Here is an 18,246-nt window from a genome sequence, read left to right on the forward strand (position 1 = left end):
ATAACGTTTAATTTTTAATCAAATTTACTAAAACACACACATATCAGTAAGGCTAAATCGGGGTGCCAAACGGTCGATTGGCTGGGTATGTGGAGGCTAAACCCCAAACAAAAGGAAAATTATTATGGCACAAGTTTCTATGCGCGATATGCTTCAGGCAGGCGTTCACTTCGGTCACCAAACCCGTTACTGGAACCCAAAAATGAAACCGTTTATTTTCGGACCACGCAACGGCGTTCACATCATCAACCTTGAAAAAACCGTTCCAATGCTCAATGCAGCATTAGCCGAGTTAACCCGCATTGCAAGCAACAACGGCAAAGTGTTATTCGTTGGTACCAAACGCGCAGCGACCGATGCAGTTCAAGCAGCGGCATTAGAATGTCAACAATACTATGTAAATCACCGTTGGTTAGGCGGTATGTTGACCAACTGGAAAACAGTTCGTCAATCCATCAAACGCTTAAAAGATTTAGAAACCCAATCTCAAGACGGCACTTTTGACAAATTAACCAAAAAAGAGGCGTTAATGCGTAGCCGTGAGATGGAAAAACTTGAATTAAGTCTTGGCGGTATCAAAGATATGGGCGGTTTGCCGGATGCGTTATTCGTTATCGGTGCGGATCACGAACATATCGCGGTTAAAGAAGCAAACAACTTGGGCATTCCTGTATTTGCTATCGTTGATACCAACTCCGATCCGGACGGCGTAGATTTCGTTATTCCTGGTAACGACGACGCAGCGCGCGCCATTCAACTTTACTTGGCTTCTGCGGTTGCAGCGATCAAAGAAGGTCGTGGTAACGAAGAAGCGGTTGCTGAAGAATTAGCGCAAGCCGCAGAATAATTCAAGCGATTGCAATAAGGCGTAAGCCCTTATTAATCAGACAATTAATTGGTTAGCAGGGGGCTGAAACAGCTCCCTGTATTTTTTGAGCTAAAAGTGCGGTCACAAAAAACAACGTTTTTTCCACCACACTTTAACCGACAGAGGATTTTAAAATGGCTGAAATCACAGCATCATTAGTAAAAGAACTGCGTGAACGTACCGGCGCAGGCATGATGGAATGTAAAAAAGCATTAGTTGAAGCAAACGGCGACATCGAATTAGCCATCGACAACATGCGTAAATCCGGTCAAGCCAAAGCGGCGAAAAAAGCCGGTCGTGTTGCCGCTGAAGGTGTCATCATCGCACGCGTACAAAACGGTTTCGGTGTCGTGGTTGAATTAAACTGCGAAACCGACTTTGTGGCAAAAGATGCCGGCTTCTTAGGTTTAGCCAACGAAGTGGCAGACTACGCCGCAGCGCACAAAGGCGCATCTATCGAACAATTACAAGCGGAATTTGAAGAAAAACGTGCGGCATTAGTAGCAAAAATCGGCGAAAACATGACTATTCGCCGTGTGGCTTACATCGAAGGCGACGTAGTAGGTTCTTACTTACACGGCGCGAAAATCGGTGTATTGGTTGCCGGTAAAGGCGCAGACGATGAGTTATTAAAACACATCGCTATGCACATCGCGGCAAGTCGTCCTGACTACGTTAACCCAAGCGACGTTCCTGCCGGCGTGGTTGAACACGAACGCAACATCCAAGTGGATATTGCGATGCAATCCGGCAAACCACGTGAAATCGCAGAAAAAATGGTTGAAGGCCGCATGAAGAAATTCACCGGTGAAGTGTCCTTAACCGGTCAACCGTTCGTGATGGATCCGTCTAAATCCGTTGGCGATTTATTAAAAGAAAAAGGTGCCGAAGTGTCTAACTTCATCCGTTTAGAAGTGGGCGAAGGTATCGAGAAAGTGGAAACCGACTTTGCGGCAGAAGTGGCGGCAATGTCTAAAGCTTAATTGATGATTTAAGCAAAAAAGCAGGTGTCAAAACCTGCTTTTTTACTATCCGGCGTTTATCGAGTCTCACGCTCGCCCTATGGTTCAAGCATCCACGCCTGGACCGATAAAACAGTGCAGGTATGAACACCATAGTTGTTCGAAACATTGTAAATATTTACATAAAAAGAAAAAACTTGGCTCCCCTCGTTTACGGGGGGAGCCGGGCGAAGCTCTGAGGGGGGCAAAATCTCAATTTTTAAGCATGATCTTGTAAAACATCGAAATAAATTCCCCGCCCTTCAGGCACGTTATTCGCAAGCTCGGAAACTCACTTGCTCACCCCTTTGGGGTCGTTGGCAGAGCCAACGCTCAAAACGCATTGTGTTTTGTCCCCCGTAAACGGAGAAAGGCGAGATACTTTGAAATATCAATGTATTACAATGTTTCGAACATCTGTGGCATGAACATTCGCACTATCATAAACCGGTGCCGACAATTCCGTTATAGTTCATTTCCTTTTGTTCTAAAATCCCACGCAAAAATCCCACAAAGTGCGGTGTGAAATCTGCTAGAATAAGCGCAATTTTTTATCGGCGAAAAGGGCGGCATCATCGAAAATTGGCAACGCGGTTTCGTGCTACATCGCAAATCTTACAGCGAAACCAGCTTACTGATCGATTTATTAACGGAAGATTTCGGGCGGATCAGCGTCTTGGCAAAAGGCGCACGGGCGAAACGTTCCATGTTAAAAGGTGTGTTGCAGCCTTTTACGCCGTTGTTGTTACGCTGGAGCGGACGCGGTGAGCTGAAAATCCTGACCAAAGCGGAACCCGCCGCCATTGCGCTTCCGTTGCAAAATATCGCCTTATACAGCGGGTTTTATTTAAACGAGCTCATCTGTCGCGTGCTGGAGCCGGAAACCGCCTACCCGCAGCTGTTCCAACAATATTTGCAATGTTTAACCCAACTGGCGATGAACCAACAGCAAGTGGAACCCGCCCTGCGTACCTTTGAATTTCAGCTATTGCGCACCCTTGGTTACGGCATTAATTTCACCCATTGCGCCGGTTCGGGCAACGCGGTAGAAGCGGACATGACCTATCGTTACCGCGAAGAAAAAGGCTTTATCGCCTCCTTAATCAAAGATAATTTAACCTTTTACGGGCGCGAATTATTAGCGTTTGAACAAACCCGATTTGACGACCCGAGCATATTACTGGCGGCAAAACGTTTCACGCGCATCGCCTTAAAACCTTATTTAGGCGACAAACCATTGAAAAGCCGGGAATTATTTACACAATACAGTCTATATTCAAAATAACATGGCATTACTTTACAGCGGAACCAAACCGAACAAAACCACCGCCAATTTCACCGCACACATCCTTGATTTGGATTATCAAGGGCTGGGGGTGGCGAAAATGAACGGCAAAACCTGGTTTATTGAAAACGCGCTACCGCAGGAAAGCGTGGAAGTGCGTGTACTGGAAGAAAAACGCCAATACGGGCACGGCACGGCTCAACGCATTTTGCGCCCAAGCCTGCAACGCCAAACGCCGCCATGTACCTATTTCACACAATGCGGCGGCTGCCAAAATCAACATATTCCCATCGAATTACAACGTTCCGCCAAACAAAAGGCACTGATTCAGCGTCTTAGTCGTTTGCAATCCGAACCGATTCAGTTTATGCCGTTATTGCAGGGCGAACCCTGGCATTATCGCCGTCGGGTGCGGTTAAGTATCGGATTTGATAGCAAAACGCGCAAACTGCATATCGGTTTACGGCGCAAAAATGCCCAACAAATTATCCCGCTTGAACATTGCCCGGTGCTGGAACAACCGCTCAACGATTTACTGCCGAAACTGACTGCACTTTTTGCCCAATGGTCCGCCCCGCAACAACTTGGGCACATTGAACTGGTGGCAGCGGATAACGGCATCGCCATGCTGTTACGGCACATCAAAAACGTCGCCGAAAACGACCGCACTTTATTGCTGAAATTCGCCGAACGGCACCGTCTTATGCTGTTCGTGCAAGCACAGGATGCCATTGAACATTGGCATGGCGGGCAACCTTTTTATCGTTTAGACGACGATTTGACATTGCAATTTGATATTCGTGATTTCATTCAAATTAACGCGGCGTTGAATCGTCAAATGATCAATACCGCGTTGGATTGGTTGGCGCTAAACGAACGGGATCATGTGCTGGATTTGTTCTGCGGCATGGGCAATTTCACCCTGCCGATCGCCCGTCGGGTAAAAAGTGCGGTGGGAATTGAAGGCGTTTCCGCGATGGTAGAAAAAGCCCGCAGAAATGCCGAACGAAACTGCTGTCACAATGTCCAATTCGATCAAGCAGATTTGGATAAATCTTTTGTCAATCAAGGCTGGGCGCAGCAACCTTTCAATAAGATTCTGCTCGACCCGCCACGCACGGGAGCGGCATTTGCGTTAAATGCGCTCTGTCAATTACAGGCTGAAAATATCCTGTATGTTTCTTGCAATCCTGCAACGCTCGTGCGAGATACGGAAATCTTACGCAATGCAGGCTACCAACTGGATAAAGTCGCCATGATCGATATGTTCCCGCATACCGGTCATTTGGAATCGATAAGTTTATTTCGGAAAAAATAAGGATTCGCTATGGTCGCTGTGAGAGGATCTCATTTATTAAATCCTAAAGATTTTGAGATTGAACAATGGTGCGCTAATTTAAATGCGGCGGACAGTATCAAAACCGGTCTCACCGCCTGCTGGCACTATTCGCAGCAAAAAATCGCACTGCGTGCCGAGCATCATGCGGAAGAGGCGCATTTGTTGTCCTTCGGTGTGGAAATGGTGGAAATTCTGCACAGTTTAAACATGGACGGCGACAGCCTGCTCACGGCGATGTTATTCCCGATTGTAAATGATCAGCTGGTGGATCCGGCGCAAATTGAAGAAGATTTCGGCGCCAATATCAGCAAATTGGTGAAAGGTGTCATTGAGATGGACAACATTCGCCAGTTAAACGTCACCCACTCCGCCAGCAGTCTGCAAGTGGATAATGTGCGCCGTATGTTGCTTGCCATGGTGGATGATTTCCGTTGCGTCATTATCAAACTCGCCGAACGAATCGCCTTCCTGCGTGACGCGGTGGATAACGATTACACTGAAGAACAACGGGTGCTCGCCGCCAAAGAATGCGCCAATATTTACGCCCCGCTCGCCAATCGCCTCGGTATCGGACAACTCAAATGGGAGCTGGAAGACTACTGCTTCCGCTATCTGCACCCGGAACAATATCGCGCCATCGCCAAACTGCTGCAAGAACGCCGCATTGACCGCGAACAATATATCGCCGATTTTGTCGCCGAACTTACCGGCTATTTGCAGGAAAACATCAAGCAGGTGGAAGTGTACGGTCGCCCGAAACACATTTACAGCATTTGGTGCAAAATGCAGAAAAAACATCTGGAATTCAGTGAGTTATACGACGTTCGCGCAGTGCGCATTATCGTCCAGAAATTGCAGGATTGTTACACCGCACTGGGCGTCGTACATACCCATTTCAAACACTTACCGAAAGAATTTGACGATTATGTCGCCAACCCGAAACCGAACGGTTATCAATCCATTCATACCGTGGTGCTGGGCAAAGGCGGCAAGCCCATTGAGGTGCAAATCCGCACCCAGCAAATGCACGATGATGCGGAACTTGGCGTAGCGGCGCACTGGAAATATAAAGAAGGCGCCACCGCAGGGCGTTCCGGCTATGAAGAAAAAATCGCCTGGCTACGCAAACTGTTGGCGTGGCAGGACGATATTACCGATTCCGGCGAAGTCATAGCGGAATTGCGCAGCCAAGTGTTTGATGACCGCGTGTATGTGTTTACGCCGAAAGGCGAAGTGGTGGATCTGCCCACCGGCTCCACGCCATTAGATTTCGCTTACGCCATTCACAGCGAAATCGGGCATCGTTGTATAGGCGCCAAAGTGGGCGGGCGCATTGTGCCTTTCACGTATCAACTGCAAATGGGCGATCAGGTGGACATCATCACCCAGAAAAATCTGAACCCGAGTCGCGACTGGTTGAACCCGAATCTCGGCTTTACCCACACGGCGAAATCCCGCGCGAAAATTCACGCGTGGTTCAAAAAACAGGATCGCGATAAAAACATTCCGGCAGGCAAAGAGCTGCTGGAAAGCGAGATCAACCGCTTAGGCATCAGCTTAAAACAGGTGGAGCAACAGGCGCTGCCCCGTTACAACCTGAAAAACCTGGACGATTTATATGCCGGCATCGGCGGCGGTGATATTCGTATCAGCCCGCTGATTAACTTCCTGCAAAGCAAATTTATCAAAATCTCCGCACAGGAAGTGGACGAAGAAATTTTGCGCCATGTGAGCAACAAAAGTGCGGTCAATTCCCAGCAAAAATCCGAGCGCAAAGACTGCGTGATCGTGGAAGGCGTGGGCAACCTCATGCACCACATCGCCCGCTGCTGCCAACCGATTCCGGGCGACAGCATTGTGGGCTACATCACCATGGGACGCGGTATTTCCATTCACCGCTGCGACTGCGACCAATTCCTCGAATTGCAAGCCGCCCATCCGGAACGTGTGGTGGAATCCCGCTGGGGCGATAATTATTCCAGCGGCTTCCATCTCAATATTCGCATCGTGGCATCGGATCGTAACGGCTTGTTGCGCGACATCACCACCGTGCTGGCAAATGAAAAAATCAGCGTACTTGGCGTTTCTACCCACACGGACAGCAAGCGCCAAGTGGCAAATATCGATATGCAAATTGAACTGAATAACGTAGAAATGTTAAGTAAGATCCTGTCCCGGTTGGAAAAACTGGATGATGTCATCGAAGCCAAACGTCTCTAATAAAAACAACGAAAAACAAGGAAAATCAAATGGATAAAACCACGGGACTAACCCACTTAATTAAATCCACCCAATATTCCATGAAAGGCTTAAAAAGTGCGGTCAAATATGAAACCGCTTTTCGTCACGAGCTTTTTTGCTGCATTTTCATGATCCCGCTGGCGTTATGGCTCGGCGAAGATGCCATTGAACACGCCCTGATGCTGGGTTCCGTGTTGCTGGTGCTGGTGGTGGAACTGCTTAACAGCGCCATTGAAGCGGTGGTCGATCGCATCGGCACCGAACGCCACGAACTCGCCGGCCGCGCCAAAGATCAAGGCTCCGCCGCCGTATTTGTCGCTTTGGTTATCGTCGTCGTCACCTGGGGATTGATGTTGTTTAATTAAAAAAACGTCGGCAAAAACGACCGCACTTTTCGTCATCCATCGGGAGGAAAGCATGAACAAAACACAACATATCGACACCGTCGTTTTTGACTTGGGTGGCGTGCTGGTGGATTGGAACCCACGCCATTTATACCGCAAGATTTTCAGCGACGACGCGGAGATGGAACGCTTTTTAGCGGAGGTGTGCAACAGTGAGTGGAATGAGCGGCAAGATGCCGGACGATCCTGGGTGGAAGGCGTTGCCGAAGCGGTCAAACAACATCCGCATTATGAAGCGGAAATCCGCGCCTATCACGAACGCTGGACGGAAACCCTAAACGGCGCCATTGACGACACCGTCGCCCTGCTGGAATCCCTCAAACGCAACGGCATCCGCCTGCTGGCACTGACCAACTGGTCCAACGAAACCTTCCATTTCGCCGAAGAACGCTTCCCTTTCTTAACCGAATTCGAGGGCATTCTGGTCTCCGGCTACGAACGCCTGGCAAAACCCAACCCACGTATTTTCAATCTGTTAATCGAACGCTACCACCTAAACCCTCAACGCACCGCCTTCATCGATGACAGCCTGCGTAATGTGGAAGGCGCCCGCAACGTCGGCTTACACGCCTTACAATTCACCCATGCCCAAAAGCTAAAACAGGATTTAATCGCCTTGGGCATGAAATTTGATTAGAAAAATGACCGCACTTTTTCGCACTACACTGTTGATGGTGCGCATGTGTTTGAATCACAGTTGGTCGAAATATTGTATTACATTGATATTTTAAAATTATCCTACCCACCTGAGCTTACAGGAGAAGGTACACGAAGGATAGAAAGGAGGTAGTACGTCCCCTAGTCATTTTATTTTACCACTACCCTTTATCTTCCGAAGCTCCATATTCCCATAATCATACTACTCTATTCTGCCCGTATAAATGTGGCTCAATAAGTGCGCAGGAACGAACCGTTTCATTACCATTCGCGGGCAATATGTTAATCAACAATTACGCCGATTTTTCCGTGATGGATAACAGGTTACCTTATGAGGTGGTTTATATGTTGAATTAGCCCTTGGCGGAGATTTGTTTAGGCAGAACCGGTAAAGATTGGGATAGTGCGTCCACCTTATTAACAAATCACGGATTATGTATTGATGAAAAAGCCACAGGTTCTGCCGCATACGAATTGGGCTGCCAAATCCCTTTGGTCGTTTGAGCCCGTCTCGTTGTGCGTGTTGGTGCTTTCTTTAATCGTTATCGGCTTCGACGAAGGCTTGCTGTTGCTTTCCGATTTGGGTTCTGCGCCTTGGACGGTATTATCCCAAGGCGTTGCGCTACGATGGTAATTCAGCGTTAGCCGGGTATCGTGCATTATCAGCCTGATCGTGATGCCGGCGTGGTTTCCGCTCAAACTCAGGCCGGGGCTCGCCACGGTAATGAACATTTTCGTTATCGCCCTTGTCCTCGGCTTAACCACTTATTTACCGGAAAACCCACCGCACTTTATGTGCGTTTTGCCTACGCCGTCATCGGCATTTTGCTGTTCGGCATCGGCATTCGCCCTCGGTATCGGCCGGGTAGTGCAATACACGCTCTTATTTATCAGCCGCGTGCCATACTTTAGTGATAAACCGAATCATCTCCGCTAACTTTTCCTCAATTGAGATTTTGCTTAAATCCGTCTGACTGGCTTTGTCATTAGGCGGGCAAAATGCCAGATGTTTCGCCTCATCATTAATCGGTTGCCAACGTAACGGTGTGGCGGAACGTCGGCTCGGGTAAAATCCGATGGTCGGCACGTTTAACGCCCCGCTCAAATGAAGCGGTCCGGTAGAACCGGCGATGAACAAATCGGCGCACGCCAAGGATTGCGCGAAATCCACCAGCCCGTTATTTTTATCGTAAACCACCACACCGGCACCTTGGCGGGCATCTTGCACCAGCCCCGCCAATTCATGGGCTTTTTCGCTTTCATTGGGCCCGGCGGTGAGAATCACATCAGCGTCAAGCGCTGCCAGCAAGCCCCGAATCAACGCCGCATATTGCGCCAAAGATAAGTTATTGGCGGAACCGCCCGAACCGCTGTGCACGAAAATCCATTTCTTCGACGAATCAATCTTTAACCGATGGCACAAAGATTCACGCTGAAAATCCACCGCACTTTTCGGGAAGCTGAGATACGGCGGACGCGGTTCGACAACGCTAATGTTGTGATCCTGTAAAAACCGACGGGCTAAATCCAGATTATAGGCAAACTCCGGCTTGGCAGATTGAGAACGGCGCTGCACCAAGCGATGATTATAAAAAAACTGTACCCATTTGGTTGCCGGCGCCAAGCGATAAGGAATACGACATTTCCACGCCAGTTTGGCATTGTGCGTATTGGAAAAGAAACTGATCATGGCGTCAAACCGTTGCGTTTTAATGTCATTTACGAGACGTTGAAACGCCGCTTTATCGCCTTTCGGCACGTCAATGATGACCTCATCTAAATAAGGGCAGGCACGGGCGATTTCCGCCGTATAAGGCGGCACAAGTGCGGTCAGTTTTAGTGACGGATCCGATGCTTTCAACATGGCAAACGCCGGCCACGCCAACATAAAATCACCCAGTTTATCGTTACGAATAACCAATATTTTTTTCATCGTTTATTGTTCCTATCCAAATTCCGACTTAAAGCACCCGGAAAAAAATTTTGCTTATTCTAGCCCGACCATCGTCCATTAAAAAGCGACAAATAAAAAATCAGCGCCCTAATTCGTTCGTTAAGACGCTGATTTTGACTAAATAAACAAGTTAACCTTTGACACTTTATTGGTCGCTTTGTTCACTTATTTAATTTCGCTTTGTAAGTCGGGTTCATCAAGTTTTCCACAGACAGAATGTCATCCAATTCTTCTTTGGTTAACAAGCCTTTTTCCAATACCACTTCACGTACGCCTTTGCCGGTTTGGGCGCAGATTTTACCTACCAAGTCGCCGTTGTGGTGACCGATGAACGGATTCAAATAGGTAACGATACCGATGGAATTGAACACATAATTTTCGCAAATTTCTTTATTCACGGTGATGCCGTCGATACATTTATCGCGCAAGTTCACGCAGGCGTTGGTTAAGATGTCGATAGATTCGAACATGGCTTGACCGATTACCGGTTCCATTACGTTTAGTTGCAATTGACCGGCCTCCGCGGCGAAGGTCACGGTGGTGTCATTACCAATCACCTTGAAGCACACTTGGTTCACTACTTCCGGCACAACCGGGTTGACTTTCGCCGGCATGATGGAAGAACCCGCTTGCAATTCAGGCAGGTTGATTTCTTTCAAGCCCGCACGCGGACCGGAAGACAATAAACGCAAGTCGTTACATACTTTGGAGAGTTTCACTGCAGTACGTTTTAACGCGCCGTGTACCATCACATAAGCGCCGCAGTCGGAGGTAGCTTCAATCAGGTTTTCGGCAGCCACGCAAGGCAAACCGCTGACTTCCGACAAATGTTTCACCACCAATGGCACATAGCCTTTCGGCGTGTTCAAACCGGTACCGATGGCGGTCGCACCTAAGTTCACTTCAAGCAATAATTCCGCGGTGCGTTTTAAGTTACGCACTTCTTCATCCAGCAACACGGAGAAGGCTTTGAATTCTTGTCCCACTGTCATCGGTACCGCATCTTGCAATTGGGTGCGTCCCATTTTTAACACTTTGGCGAATTCTTTTGATTTATTCTCAAAGCTTTGTTGTAAATACAACACTTTGCTGACCAATTTCATAATGCTGTTATACACCGCAATACGGAAACCGGTCGGGTAAGCATCGTTGGTGGATTGGCTGGCATTCACATGATCCATCGGATCCAAATAATTATATTCGCCTTTTTTGTGTCCTAAAATTTCCAATGCCAGATTCGCAATCACTTCGTTGGTATTCATGTTAACGGAGGTCCCCGCCCCGCCTTGATAAATATCGGACGGGAATTGATCCAAACATTTGCCGTTGACCAACACTTCATCACAGGCTTTCACAATAGCATCGGCAATTTTTTTCGGAATCGTGCCTAATTCGCCGTTGGTGAGCGCGGTGGCTTTTTTCACCATCACCATGCCGCGTACGAATTCCGGCACGTCAGAAATGGTGGTGTTGGAAATGTTGAAATTTTCTATTGCTCTTAATGTATGAATCCCCCAATACGCGTCCGCAGGAACGTCGCGTTCGCCTAATAAATCCACTTCTTTTCTGAATTGTGTCATTGTTAGCTCTCCTCATTTACCTTATTACGAGTTGTTTTATTGAGGGCATTATAGAAACTTCAAAGAAAATTAAATTGATCTAAGTCACAGATTTTTATACGCATTTAGGATTTATTTTTATTTTTCACATTAGTTTTTTTAACCTGAATGCGAGATTTACAGCACCGGCATATTGCACTGCAAAATAAACAGGGTAATATTCATAGCCGATTTATTATTAAGGAGCATTCATGCCTTTTATCGCCTTTCTTTTCGCCGTTTTCCTGTTTATTTATACCGAACTTAGCCTGCTGGTTTGGATGGGTAGCCATTTCGGTATTTTTATGTTGATTCTCTTGCTGATTGGCTCATCGTTGTTGGGTATGTTGGTTATTCGCGCCCGCAGTTGGTACGCCTTAACACGTGCCGGACAACAACTCAAACAGGGCGAATTGCCGACCGACACGATTTTCAGCTCCGCCCGTTGGCTTATCGCCGGCGTGCTTTTCGTGATTCCGGGCTTTGTCACCGATATACTTGCCTGCATTCTGCTCAGTCCGCTCGGTAGCCAAATCGCGAAAATGCTGTTGGACAGCCGCTTCATGTTCTTCCGTCAAAACACCTTTAAAAACAACCGCACTTTTTATTCATCACGCCACCATAGGGCGGAAGATGGCGAGATTTTTGAGGCAGAATTTGAAAAGGAAGTGGATGAACATAAACGGCTAAAATAATTTTATCCTCCCCCTTGAAAGCAGAAAAATAACTCCCATATACAAAGGGCTTTTTTATTAACTTAAGAAATAGAGGAAATTTCAAATGAATATTCGTCCATTACACGACAAAGTCATTCTAAAACGTGAAGATGTGGAAACCAAATCCGCCGGTGGCATCGTTTTAACCGGTTCCGCCGCCACCAAATCCACCCGCGCCAAAGTATTGGCAGTAGGTCCGGGACGCTTGCTGGAAAATGGTAGCATACACCCGATGCACGTTAAAGTTGGTGACACCGTGATCTTCAGCGACGGTTATGGCGTGAAAGCGGAGAAAATCGACGGTGAGGAAGTGCTCATCATCTCTGAAAGTGATATTTTGGCGATCGTTGAGTAACTAAAACGCTCGAAAAAACGACCGCACTTTTTGCAATCGCAGGGTGGGTCTCAACCCACTAAAAAAGTGTTGAATGAAATGGTAGGCTAAAACCCACCACAAAATAAAAGGAAATTAAAAATGGCAGCAAAAGATGTAAAATTCGGTAACGACGCACGCGTAAAAATGTTAAACGGCGTAAATATTTTAGCCGATGCAGTAAAAGTTACCCTCGGCCCGAAAGGTCGTAACGTGGTGTTAGACAAATCTTTCGGCGCACCGACCATCACTAAAGACGGCGTTTCCGTGGCACGTGAAATAGAATTAGAAGATAAATTTGAAAACATGGGCGCCCAAATGGTGAAAGAAGTGGCGTCTAAAGCGAATGACGCGGCAGGAGACGGTACCACAACCGCCACCGTATTGGCTCAAGCCATCGTGAACGAAGGCTTAAAAGCCGTTGCTGCCGGTATGAACCCGATGGATTTAAAACGCGGTATTGATAAAGCTGTCAACTCAGTGGTTGCCGAGCTCAAAAATCTCTCCAAACCATGCGAAACCTCAAAAGAAATCGAACAAGTTGGCACGATCTCCGCAAATTCTGACAGCATTGTGGGTCAATTAATCGCTCAAGCCATGGAAAAAGTGGGTAAAGAAGGCGTAATTACCGTGGAAGACGGCACCGGTTTGGAAGACGAATTGGATGTGGTTGAAGGTATGCAATTCGACCGCGGTTACCTTTCCCCATACTTCATCAACAAACCTGAAACCGCCACAGTGGAACTGGACAATCCGTTTATCCTGTTGGTGGATAAAAAAATCTCCAACATCCGCGAATTATTGCCGGTATTAGAAGGCGTGGCGAAAGCCGGTAAACCGTTGTTAATCATCGCCGAAGATGTGGAAGGCGAAGCCTTGGCAACCCTGGTTGTAAACACCATGCGCGGTATTGTGAAAGTGGCGGCAGTGAAGGCGCCAGGCTTTGGCGATCGTCGTAAAGCCATGTTGCAAGACATTGCGATTTTAACCGCCGGTACGGTGATTTCCGAAGAAATTGGTATGGAATTGGAAAAAGCCACACTTGAAGATTTAGGTCAAGCAAAACGTATTGTTATCAACAAAGATAACACCACCATTATCGACGGTATCGGCGATGAAGCACAAATCCAAGGTCGTGTGGCGCAAATTCGTCAACAAATTGAAGAAGCCACTTCCGACTACGACAAAGAAAAATTGCAAGAACGCGTGGCGAAATTAGCGGGTGGTGTTGCTGTGATTAAAGTGGGCGCGGCAACCGAAGTGGAAATGAAAGAGAAAAAAGCACGCGTTGAAGACGCCTTACACGCGACCCGTGCGGCGGTAGAAGAAGGTATCGTTGCCGGTGGTGGCGTGGCGTTAATTCGCGCAGCCGGCAAAGTAGTCGGCTTACAAGGCGATAACGAAGAACAAAATGTGGGTATCAAACTTGCCCTTCGTGCTATGGAAGCACCGTTGCGTCAAATCGTGGCGAATGCCGGTGAAGAAGCGTCCGTGATCGCCAGCGCAGTGAAAAACGGCGAAGGCAACTTCGGTTATAACGCAGGCACCGAACAATACGGCGATATGATCGCTATGGGTATTTTGGATCCGACGAAAGTCACCCGTTCCGCATTACAATTTGCAGCGTCTGTTGCCGGTTTAATGATCACTACCGAATGTATGGTCACCGAATTACCGAAAGACGACAAAGCCGACCTCGGCGCCTCCGGAATGGGCGGTATGGGAGGCATGGGCGGAATGATGTAATTCCTCCCTGTTCAGAAAGGCAAAAGCCCTTGAGTCAAATCAAGGGCTTTTTTCTAGGGACGAAAAACGTTTTAAAAAATAACCGCACTTTATCCTAAATTTTCATGTTTTTTATAAGCGGAGAGCGTATTTTCCATCAACATTGCGACCGTCATCGGACCAACACCGCCCGGCACCGGCGTAATATACGCTGCACATTCCGCTGCTACGTCAAATTCCACATCGCCCACCAGTTTGCCGTCAATGCGATTAATCCCCACGTCAACCACAACAGCGCCTTCTTTAATCCATTCCCCTTTAATAAACCTCGGTTTGCCAACGGCAACTACAATAATATCCGCTTGACGCACATGATGTGCCAAATCTTCGGTAAAACGATGGGTAACCGTGACAGTACAACCTGCAAGTAACAACTCTAATGCCATCGGACGACCGACGATATTGGACGCGCCCACAATTACCGCATGTTTGCCATGAAACGCAATACCGGTGGTTTCCAACAGTTTCATCACACCATAAGGCGTACAGGCGCGTAACGTTGGAATGCGCTGACACAAACGTCCGACATTATAAGGGTGGAAGCCGTCCACATCTTTTTCGGACGATATTTTTTCAATGACTTTAGTGCTATCAATATGTTTTGGCAACGGTAGCTGCACCAGAATACCGTCAACATCCTTATCCTGATTGAGCTGTTCAATGATTCCTAACAATTCCTGTTCCGGCGTATTTTCCGGTAAATCGTAGGATTTGGAAATAATTCCCACTTCGGCACAGCTTCTGCGCTTACTACCTACATAAACCTGTGAAGCGGGATCGGCACCGACCAAAATCACTGCAAGCCCGGGAGAACGTTTACCCCGTTCCACATAATGTGCAATTTGGCGGGCAATATGGGTTTTAATTTGGCTTGATAATTCGGTGCCGGAAATAATTTGAGCAGTCATTATATTCTCCAGTGAATAAACGGAAATATTTACTATTTTGGCAGAAAACTATGGCAGATGTAAGGCATTGCCATAAATTTAAACGATTAATAATAAAACAGTAAAAACTTATTGACTGAAAATGAAAGAAAACTATAATGCTACACATCTTTCGGCGAGTAGCGCAGCTTGGTAGCGCAACTGGTTTGGGACCAGTGGGTCGTAGGTTCAAATCCTATCTCGCCGACCACCTTTCTCTATTATTCATTATTCCATTTACTACGCGCCCTTAGCTCAGCTGGATAGAGCAACGCCCTTCTAAGGCGTGGGTCAAAGGTTCGAATCCTTTAGGGCGTGCCATTTAGTGATAATAATTACCTAAGACTGAATGAAGCCGTTTGGGATTATAAAAATCTTCAATATATTTCCGCAATCCAAAGCACTGCCTCTGCTCGGGTGGCATGGTTTTCACGATAAATATTTTCCGTCTCTAAACTGTGAAAAAACGTTCCATTCCTACATTATCCGTACATTTCCCCGTCCGGATTTAATCTTGTTTAATACCAGAATCCACCAGACACTTTCTAAATGACCAACGGCTATACTGTTCGCTCCTGTACGAACGAAACAGTAAACTCTGTTTTCCGGAAACAGGTGGATAATTCCGCTTGAATGCCTTGATACGCTCCAATTCGATTTAGCTTTCTTACAACTAAAGAGGGTTGAGCGATGCATTTCAAAACAGCGTCCGATTTTTTTGACGTTATGCCTTGCTGCTTTATTCTTCAGCGTTACAATGCCAGCGTACTGACTAATTCATTTTGCTGTCCTGGGACTGCTATTCCACATATAAAAAGGTGCCGCACTAGATAACTAACCTAAACTCTCTTTAATTAATTGTTTTAAAATAGAAACTTGAGATTTTGTTTCGCTGTGATTAAAACACCATTCACATTCCTTTAAGTAAAGCAGTATTATGCGGCAGTTGTACAAAGTCCGAAAATTGACTAAAAACCGTATTTCAAATTCAATACTTTTCCGAGTTTACTTTGTGAAAGGTATTTATTTTTCCTGAAATTCTACCGACAATGATCTGTACCCAAAAAGTTAGACTCATTTAATTCAAGGACTGAGTTCTGTATTCCACAGAGCTTAGCCCTTTTAGTTTTACCTGAATCCGCTCATAATTATAATAATGAATATATTCATAAATGGTTTTCTCAAGCTGCTCAAAAGTTTCAAACCGCTTCCCGTAATAACATTCTATTTTTAATCGTGCGAAAAAACTCTCCATCACACTATTATCGAGACAATTCCCTTTTCTCGACATACTTTTCCTAATCCCATTTTTTCTCAATAAGGTTTGATAATCTTGCATTTGGTACTGCCAGCCTTGGTCTGAATAAAGAATTGGGTTGTGCCATCTAACTTTAAAATCGCCTGTTTCATCATTCGGGTGATTTATTCAAAATTCAGGCTTGGTGCTAAGTCATACTCAATAATCTCACCGTTAAACAAGTCTCTAATTGGTAATAAATAAAGTTTTCCTTCATCACACTTAAATTCACTGACATCCGTCACCCATTTTTCATTTAGCGCTGTTGCAATAAAATCACGTTGTAAAAGATTTTCAGCTAAGCGACCTACATCACCTTGATACGAACGATATTTTTGTTGTTTACATTTCCCTTCAACCCCAACTTTTGCATGATAGATTGCACTCGCTTATGATTGATTTTCATTGTAGCTCTTAATTTCAACTTCACGCGGAGATAACTATAGTTTCCGTTATTTTCGCAATAAATATCAGCAATTTCTTGCACAATCCTGGTATTTTTATCTGCTTTAGGTTTTAAGTAATAAAAGAAAAAGCTTCGTGCTAGCCCGAGTAAATCAAGTAACAGTTCACGGGGAAAAAGCATCCGTAAGGCTTTTACGATTTACCGTTTAAAGGTTATCTGGGTACGTTAAAGGGGTCAGTACCCTTATTGGAGCAAATGCCGATCGGTTGTCGCCTTGGTCCGCGTTGCCCTTTCGCACAAAAAATAAGACAGCCATACTTCGGTGCATCCAGCACCGCTTGTGGCAAAATCAAACCGTACGCCACAACCACCATGACATCCGCCTGAAGTGCGGCCAATTCTGCCTGCGTTTCCGCTCTGCGTAAGGATTTCGGTTGATAGACGGGAATTTGATGTTGCTCGGCTAACTGTTTCACCGGGCCGGCTTGCAATTTCTTTCCCCGACCGGCGGGTTTGTCCGGTTGAGTATAAACCGCAATCACGTTATGGGAAGAATTGAGTAAGACTTGTAAATGCTGTGCAGCGAAGTTCGGCGTACCGGCAAAGATAATATCGAGTGGTTTCATAATGTTCGGCGTCATAGATAAATAAAAGTGCGGTGAAAAATTACCGCACTTTTTAGAAGTTCACAATTATTTTTGCTTTTCCATCTGTTTTTTCATTTTAATCAGCTTTTCTCTAATCCGCTGACGTTTCAATGGAGAGAGATAATCCACAAAAAGAATACCGTTTAAATGATCGATTTCATGCTGAATACAAATTGCCAACAAGCCATCTGCCTTTAAGGTGAATTCTTTGCCATGACGATCCAGCGCTTTTACAGTCACTTTCTCTTTACGTGGCACTAACGCACGAAATCCGGGAATAGACAAACAGCCCTCTTCAATTCCGGTTTCACCTTCCGATTCCAAAATTTCAGGGTTAATCAACACTAACTGGTTTTGTTTGTCACCCTCAATATCAATAGTGATAATGCGCTGTAAAATATCCACCTGAGGCGCCGCCAGACCGATACCTCCTTCCTGATACATGGTATCAAACATATTATCAATAATTTTACGCGTGTTGTCATTGACTTCCACGACCGGATCGCAAACCACTTTAAGGTGCTCTTCCGGGTAAATAAGTACGTTTAAAGCTGTCATAATTTCTCTTTAGATTTGAAATAAGTGCGCTATTGTAGCCTTTTTTCAGTGGAATTTCTACGCTACAAAAAACAAAAAGCCCCGATGCTCTCACATCAGGGCTCCCTATCAGGCTTGGCGGTGACCTACTCTCACATGGGGATACCCCACACTACCATCGGCATTACGGCATTTCACTTCTGAGTTCGGTA

At 46.3% G+C, this 18,246-nt stretch carries 16 protein-coding genes, 2 tRNA genes, 1 rRNA gene and 4 pseudogenes; 15 read left to right on the top strand and 8 right to left on the bottom strand.

Going from position 1 to position 18,246, the window contains the following annotated elements; all coding sequences use genetic code 11:
* The first annotated feature begins 124 nt into the window (after window positions 1–124).
* From rpsB to DK423_RS11375, 9 genes are all read left to right on the top strand, one after another.
* Window positions 125–847: a 30S ribosomal protein S2 gene (rpsB, locus tag DK423_RS06915; RefSeq protein ID WP_005559363.1), complete on the top strand. Its 723-nt coding sequence runs from the start codon at window positions 125–127 to the stop codon at window positions 845–847.
* Window positions 848–1,002: 155 nt separating this feature from the next.
* On the top strand, window positions 1,003–1,851 hold the full coding sequence (gene tsf / locus DK423_RS06920) for a translation elongation factor Ts (protein WP_005559362.1): 849 nt from the start codon (window positions 1,003–1,005) through the stop codon (window positions 1,849–1,851).
* 616 nt (window positions 1,852–2,467) lie between these two features.
* Window positions 2,468–3,154: a DNA repair protein RecO gene (gene recO, locus DK423_RS06925; RefSeq protein WP_005559360.1), complete on the top strand. Its 687-nt coding sequence runs from the start codon at window positions 2,468–2,470 to the stop codon at window positions 3,152–3,154.
* 1 nt (window position 3,155) lies between these two features.
* Window positions 3,156–4,472, top strand: coding sequence for a 23S rRNA (uracil(1939)-C(5))-methyltransferase RlmD (gene rlmD / locus DK423_RS06930; protein WP_005559359.1), 1,317 nt, complete (start codon window positions 3,156–3,158; stop codon window positions 4,470–4,472).
* 9 nt (window positions 4,473–4,481) lie between these two features.
* Window positions 4,482–6,713 carry a GTP diphosphokinase gene (gene relA / locus DK423_RS06935; protein ID WP_109043931.1) on the top strand — a complete coding sequence of 744 codons (2,232 nt, stop codon included), beginning with the start codon at window positions 4,482–4,484 and terminating at the stop codon, window positions 6,711–6,713.
* Window positions 6,714–6,742: 29 nt separating this feature from the next.
* On the top strand, window positions 6,743–7,099 hold the full coding sequence (locus tag DK423_RS06940; protein WP_005559354.1) for a diacylglycerol kinase: 357 nt from the start codon (window positions 6,743–6,745) through the stop codon (window positions 7,097–7,099).
* Between the two features lie 52 nt (window positions 7,100–7,151).
* Window positions 7,152–7,775: an HAD family hydrolase gene (locus tag DK423_RS06945; RefSeq protein ID WP_005559352.1), complete on the top strand. Its 624-nt coding sequence runs from the start codon at window positions 7,152–7,154 to the stop codon at window positions 7,773–7,775.
* Window positions 7,776–8,234: 459 nt separating this feature from the next.
* Complete coding sequence (locus DK423_RS11370; RefSeq protein ID WP_155114489.1) at window positions 8,235–8,429, top strand: hypothetical protein; 195 nt, start codon at window positions 8,235–8,237, stop codon at window positions 8,427–8,429.
* Window positions 8,430–8,449: 20 nt separating this feature from the next.
* Window positions 8,450–8,707, top strand: a complete 258-nt coding sequence (locus DK423_RS11375; protein WP_081111568.1) for a hypothetical protein — start codon at window positions 8,450–8,452, stop codon at window positions 8,705–8,707.
* On the opposite strand, the gene DK423_RS06955 is transcribed toward DK423_RS11375, so the two are convergent.
* Entirely contained in the window at window positions 8,679–9,728 is a 1,050-nt protein-coding gene (locus DK423_RS06955; RefSeq protein ID WP_061886947.1) for a glycosyltransferase family 9 protein, read from the bottom strand. The two genes, DK423_RS11375 and DK423_RS06955, sit on opposite strands and share 29 nt — an antisense overlap.
* Before the next feature lie 182 nt (window positions 9,729–9,910).
* Window positions 9,911–11,329 (bottom strand): aspartate ammonia-lyase, encoded by a 1,419-nt coding sequence (gene aspA / locus DK423_RS06960; protein WP_005559344.1) that lies wholly within the window; start codon window positions 11,327–11,329, stop codon window positions 9,911–9,913.
* Window positions 11,330–11,559: 230 nt separating this feature from the next.
* Between aspA and DK423_RS06965 the strand changes: the two genes are divergently transcribed.
* From DK423_RS06965 to groL, 3 genes are all read left to right on the top strand, one after another.
* Window positions 11,560–12,042: an FxsA family protein gene (locus DK423_RS06965; RefSeq protein ID WP_005559342.1), complete on the top strand. Its 483-nt coding sequence runs from the start codon at window positions 11,560–11,562 to the stop codon at window positions 12,040–12,042.
* Between the two features lie 85 nt (window positions 12,043–12,127).
* On the top strand, window positions 12,128–12,418 hold the full coding sequence (locus DK423_RS06970; RefSeq protein ID WP_005559340.1) for a co-chaperone GroES: 291 nt from the start codon (window positions 12,128–12,130) through the stop codon (window positions 12,416–12,418).
* Window positions 12,419–12,538: 120 nt separating this feature from the next.
* On the top strand, window positions 12,539–14,182 hold the full coding sequence (gene groL, locus DK423_RS06975; RefSeq protein WP_005559338.1) for a chaperonin GroEL: 1,644 nt from the start codon (window positions 12,539–12,541) through the stop codon (window positions 14,180–14,182).
* Window positions 14,183–14,271: 89 nt separating this feature from the next.
* On the opposite strand, the gene folD is transcribed toward groL, so the two are convergent.
* Window positions 14,272–15,129: a bifunctional methylenetetrahydrofolate dehydrogenase/methenyltetrahydrofolate cyclohydrolase FolD gene (folD, locus tag DK423_RS06980; protein ID WP_005559336.1), complete on the bottom strand. Its 858-nt coding sequence runs from the start codon at window positions 15,127–15,129 to the stop codon at window positions 14,272–14,274.
* Between the two features lie 152 nt (window positions 15,130–15,281).
* Here folD and DK423_RS06985 point away from each other — a divergent pair.
* Together DK423_RS06985 and DK423_RS06990 are read left to right on the top strand one after the other, a co-directional pair.
* Window positions 15,282–15,358: transfer RNA gene (locus tag DK423_RS06985), tRNA-Pro, on the top strand.
* Window positions 15,359–15,391: 33 nt separating this feature from the next.
* Window positions 15,392–15,468: transfer RNA gene (locus tag DK423_RS06990), tRNA-Arg, on the top strand.
* Window positions 15,469–15,981: 513 nt separating this feature from the next.
* Here DK423_RS06990 and DK423_RS06995 read toward each other — a convergent pair.
* Together DK423_RS06995 and DK423_RS07000 are read right to left on the bottom strand one after the other, a co-directional pair.
* Window positions 15,982–16,077: pseudogene (locus DK423_RS06995) on the bottom strand (IS1595 family transposase); the annotation flags it as partial.
* A gap of 148 nt (window positions 16,078–16,225) precedes the next feature.
* A pseudogene (locus DK423_RS07000) lies at window positions 16,226–17,048 on the bottom strand (IS3 family transposase); the annotation flags it as partial.
* Between DK423_RS07000 and DK423_RS07005 the strand changes: the two are divergent.
* Window positions 17,049–17,153 (top strand): annotated as a pseudogene (locus tag DK423_RS07005) (ABC transporter ATP-binding protein); the annotation flags it as partial.
* 2 nt (window positions 17,154–17,155) lie between these two features.
* On the opposite strand, the pseudogene DK423_RS07010 reads toward DK423_RS07005, so the two are convergent.
* From DK423_RS07010 to rrf, 3 genes and pseudogenes are all read right to left on the bottom strand, one after another.
* Window positions 17,156–17,476, bottom strand: a pseudogene (locus DK423_RS07010) (methionyl-tRNA formyltransferase); the annotation flags it as partial.
* A 66-nt stretch (window positions 17,477–17,542) separates the two neighbouring features.
* Window positions 17,543–18,055 carry a peptide deformylase gene (def, locus tag DK423_RS07015; RefSeq protein ID WP_005575854.1) on the bottom strand — a complete coding sequence of 171 codons (513 nt, stop codon included), beginning with the start codon at window positions 18,053–18,055 and terminating at the stop codon, window positions 17,543–17,545.
* Window positions 18,056–18,167: 112 nt separating this feature from the next.
* A 5S ribosomal RNA gene (gene rrf / locus DK423_RS11690) occupies window positions 18,168–18,246 on the bottom strand; the annotation flags it as partial.

It is taken from the genome of Aggregatibacter actinomycetemcomitans (genome assembly GCF_003130205.1).
Classification (GTDB): Bacteria; Pseudomonadota; Gammaproteobacteria; order Enterobacterales; family Pasteurellaceae; genus Aggregatibacter; species Aggregatibacter actinomycetemcomitans_A.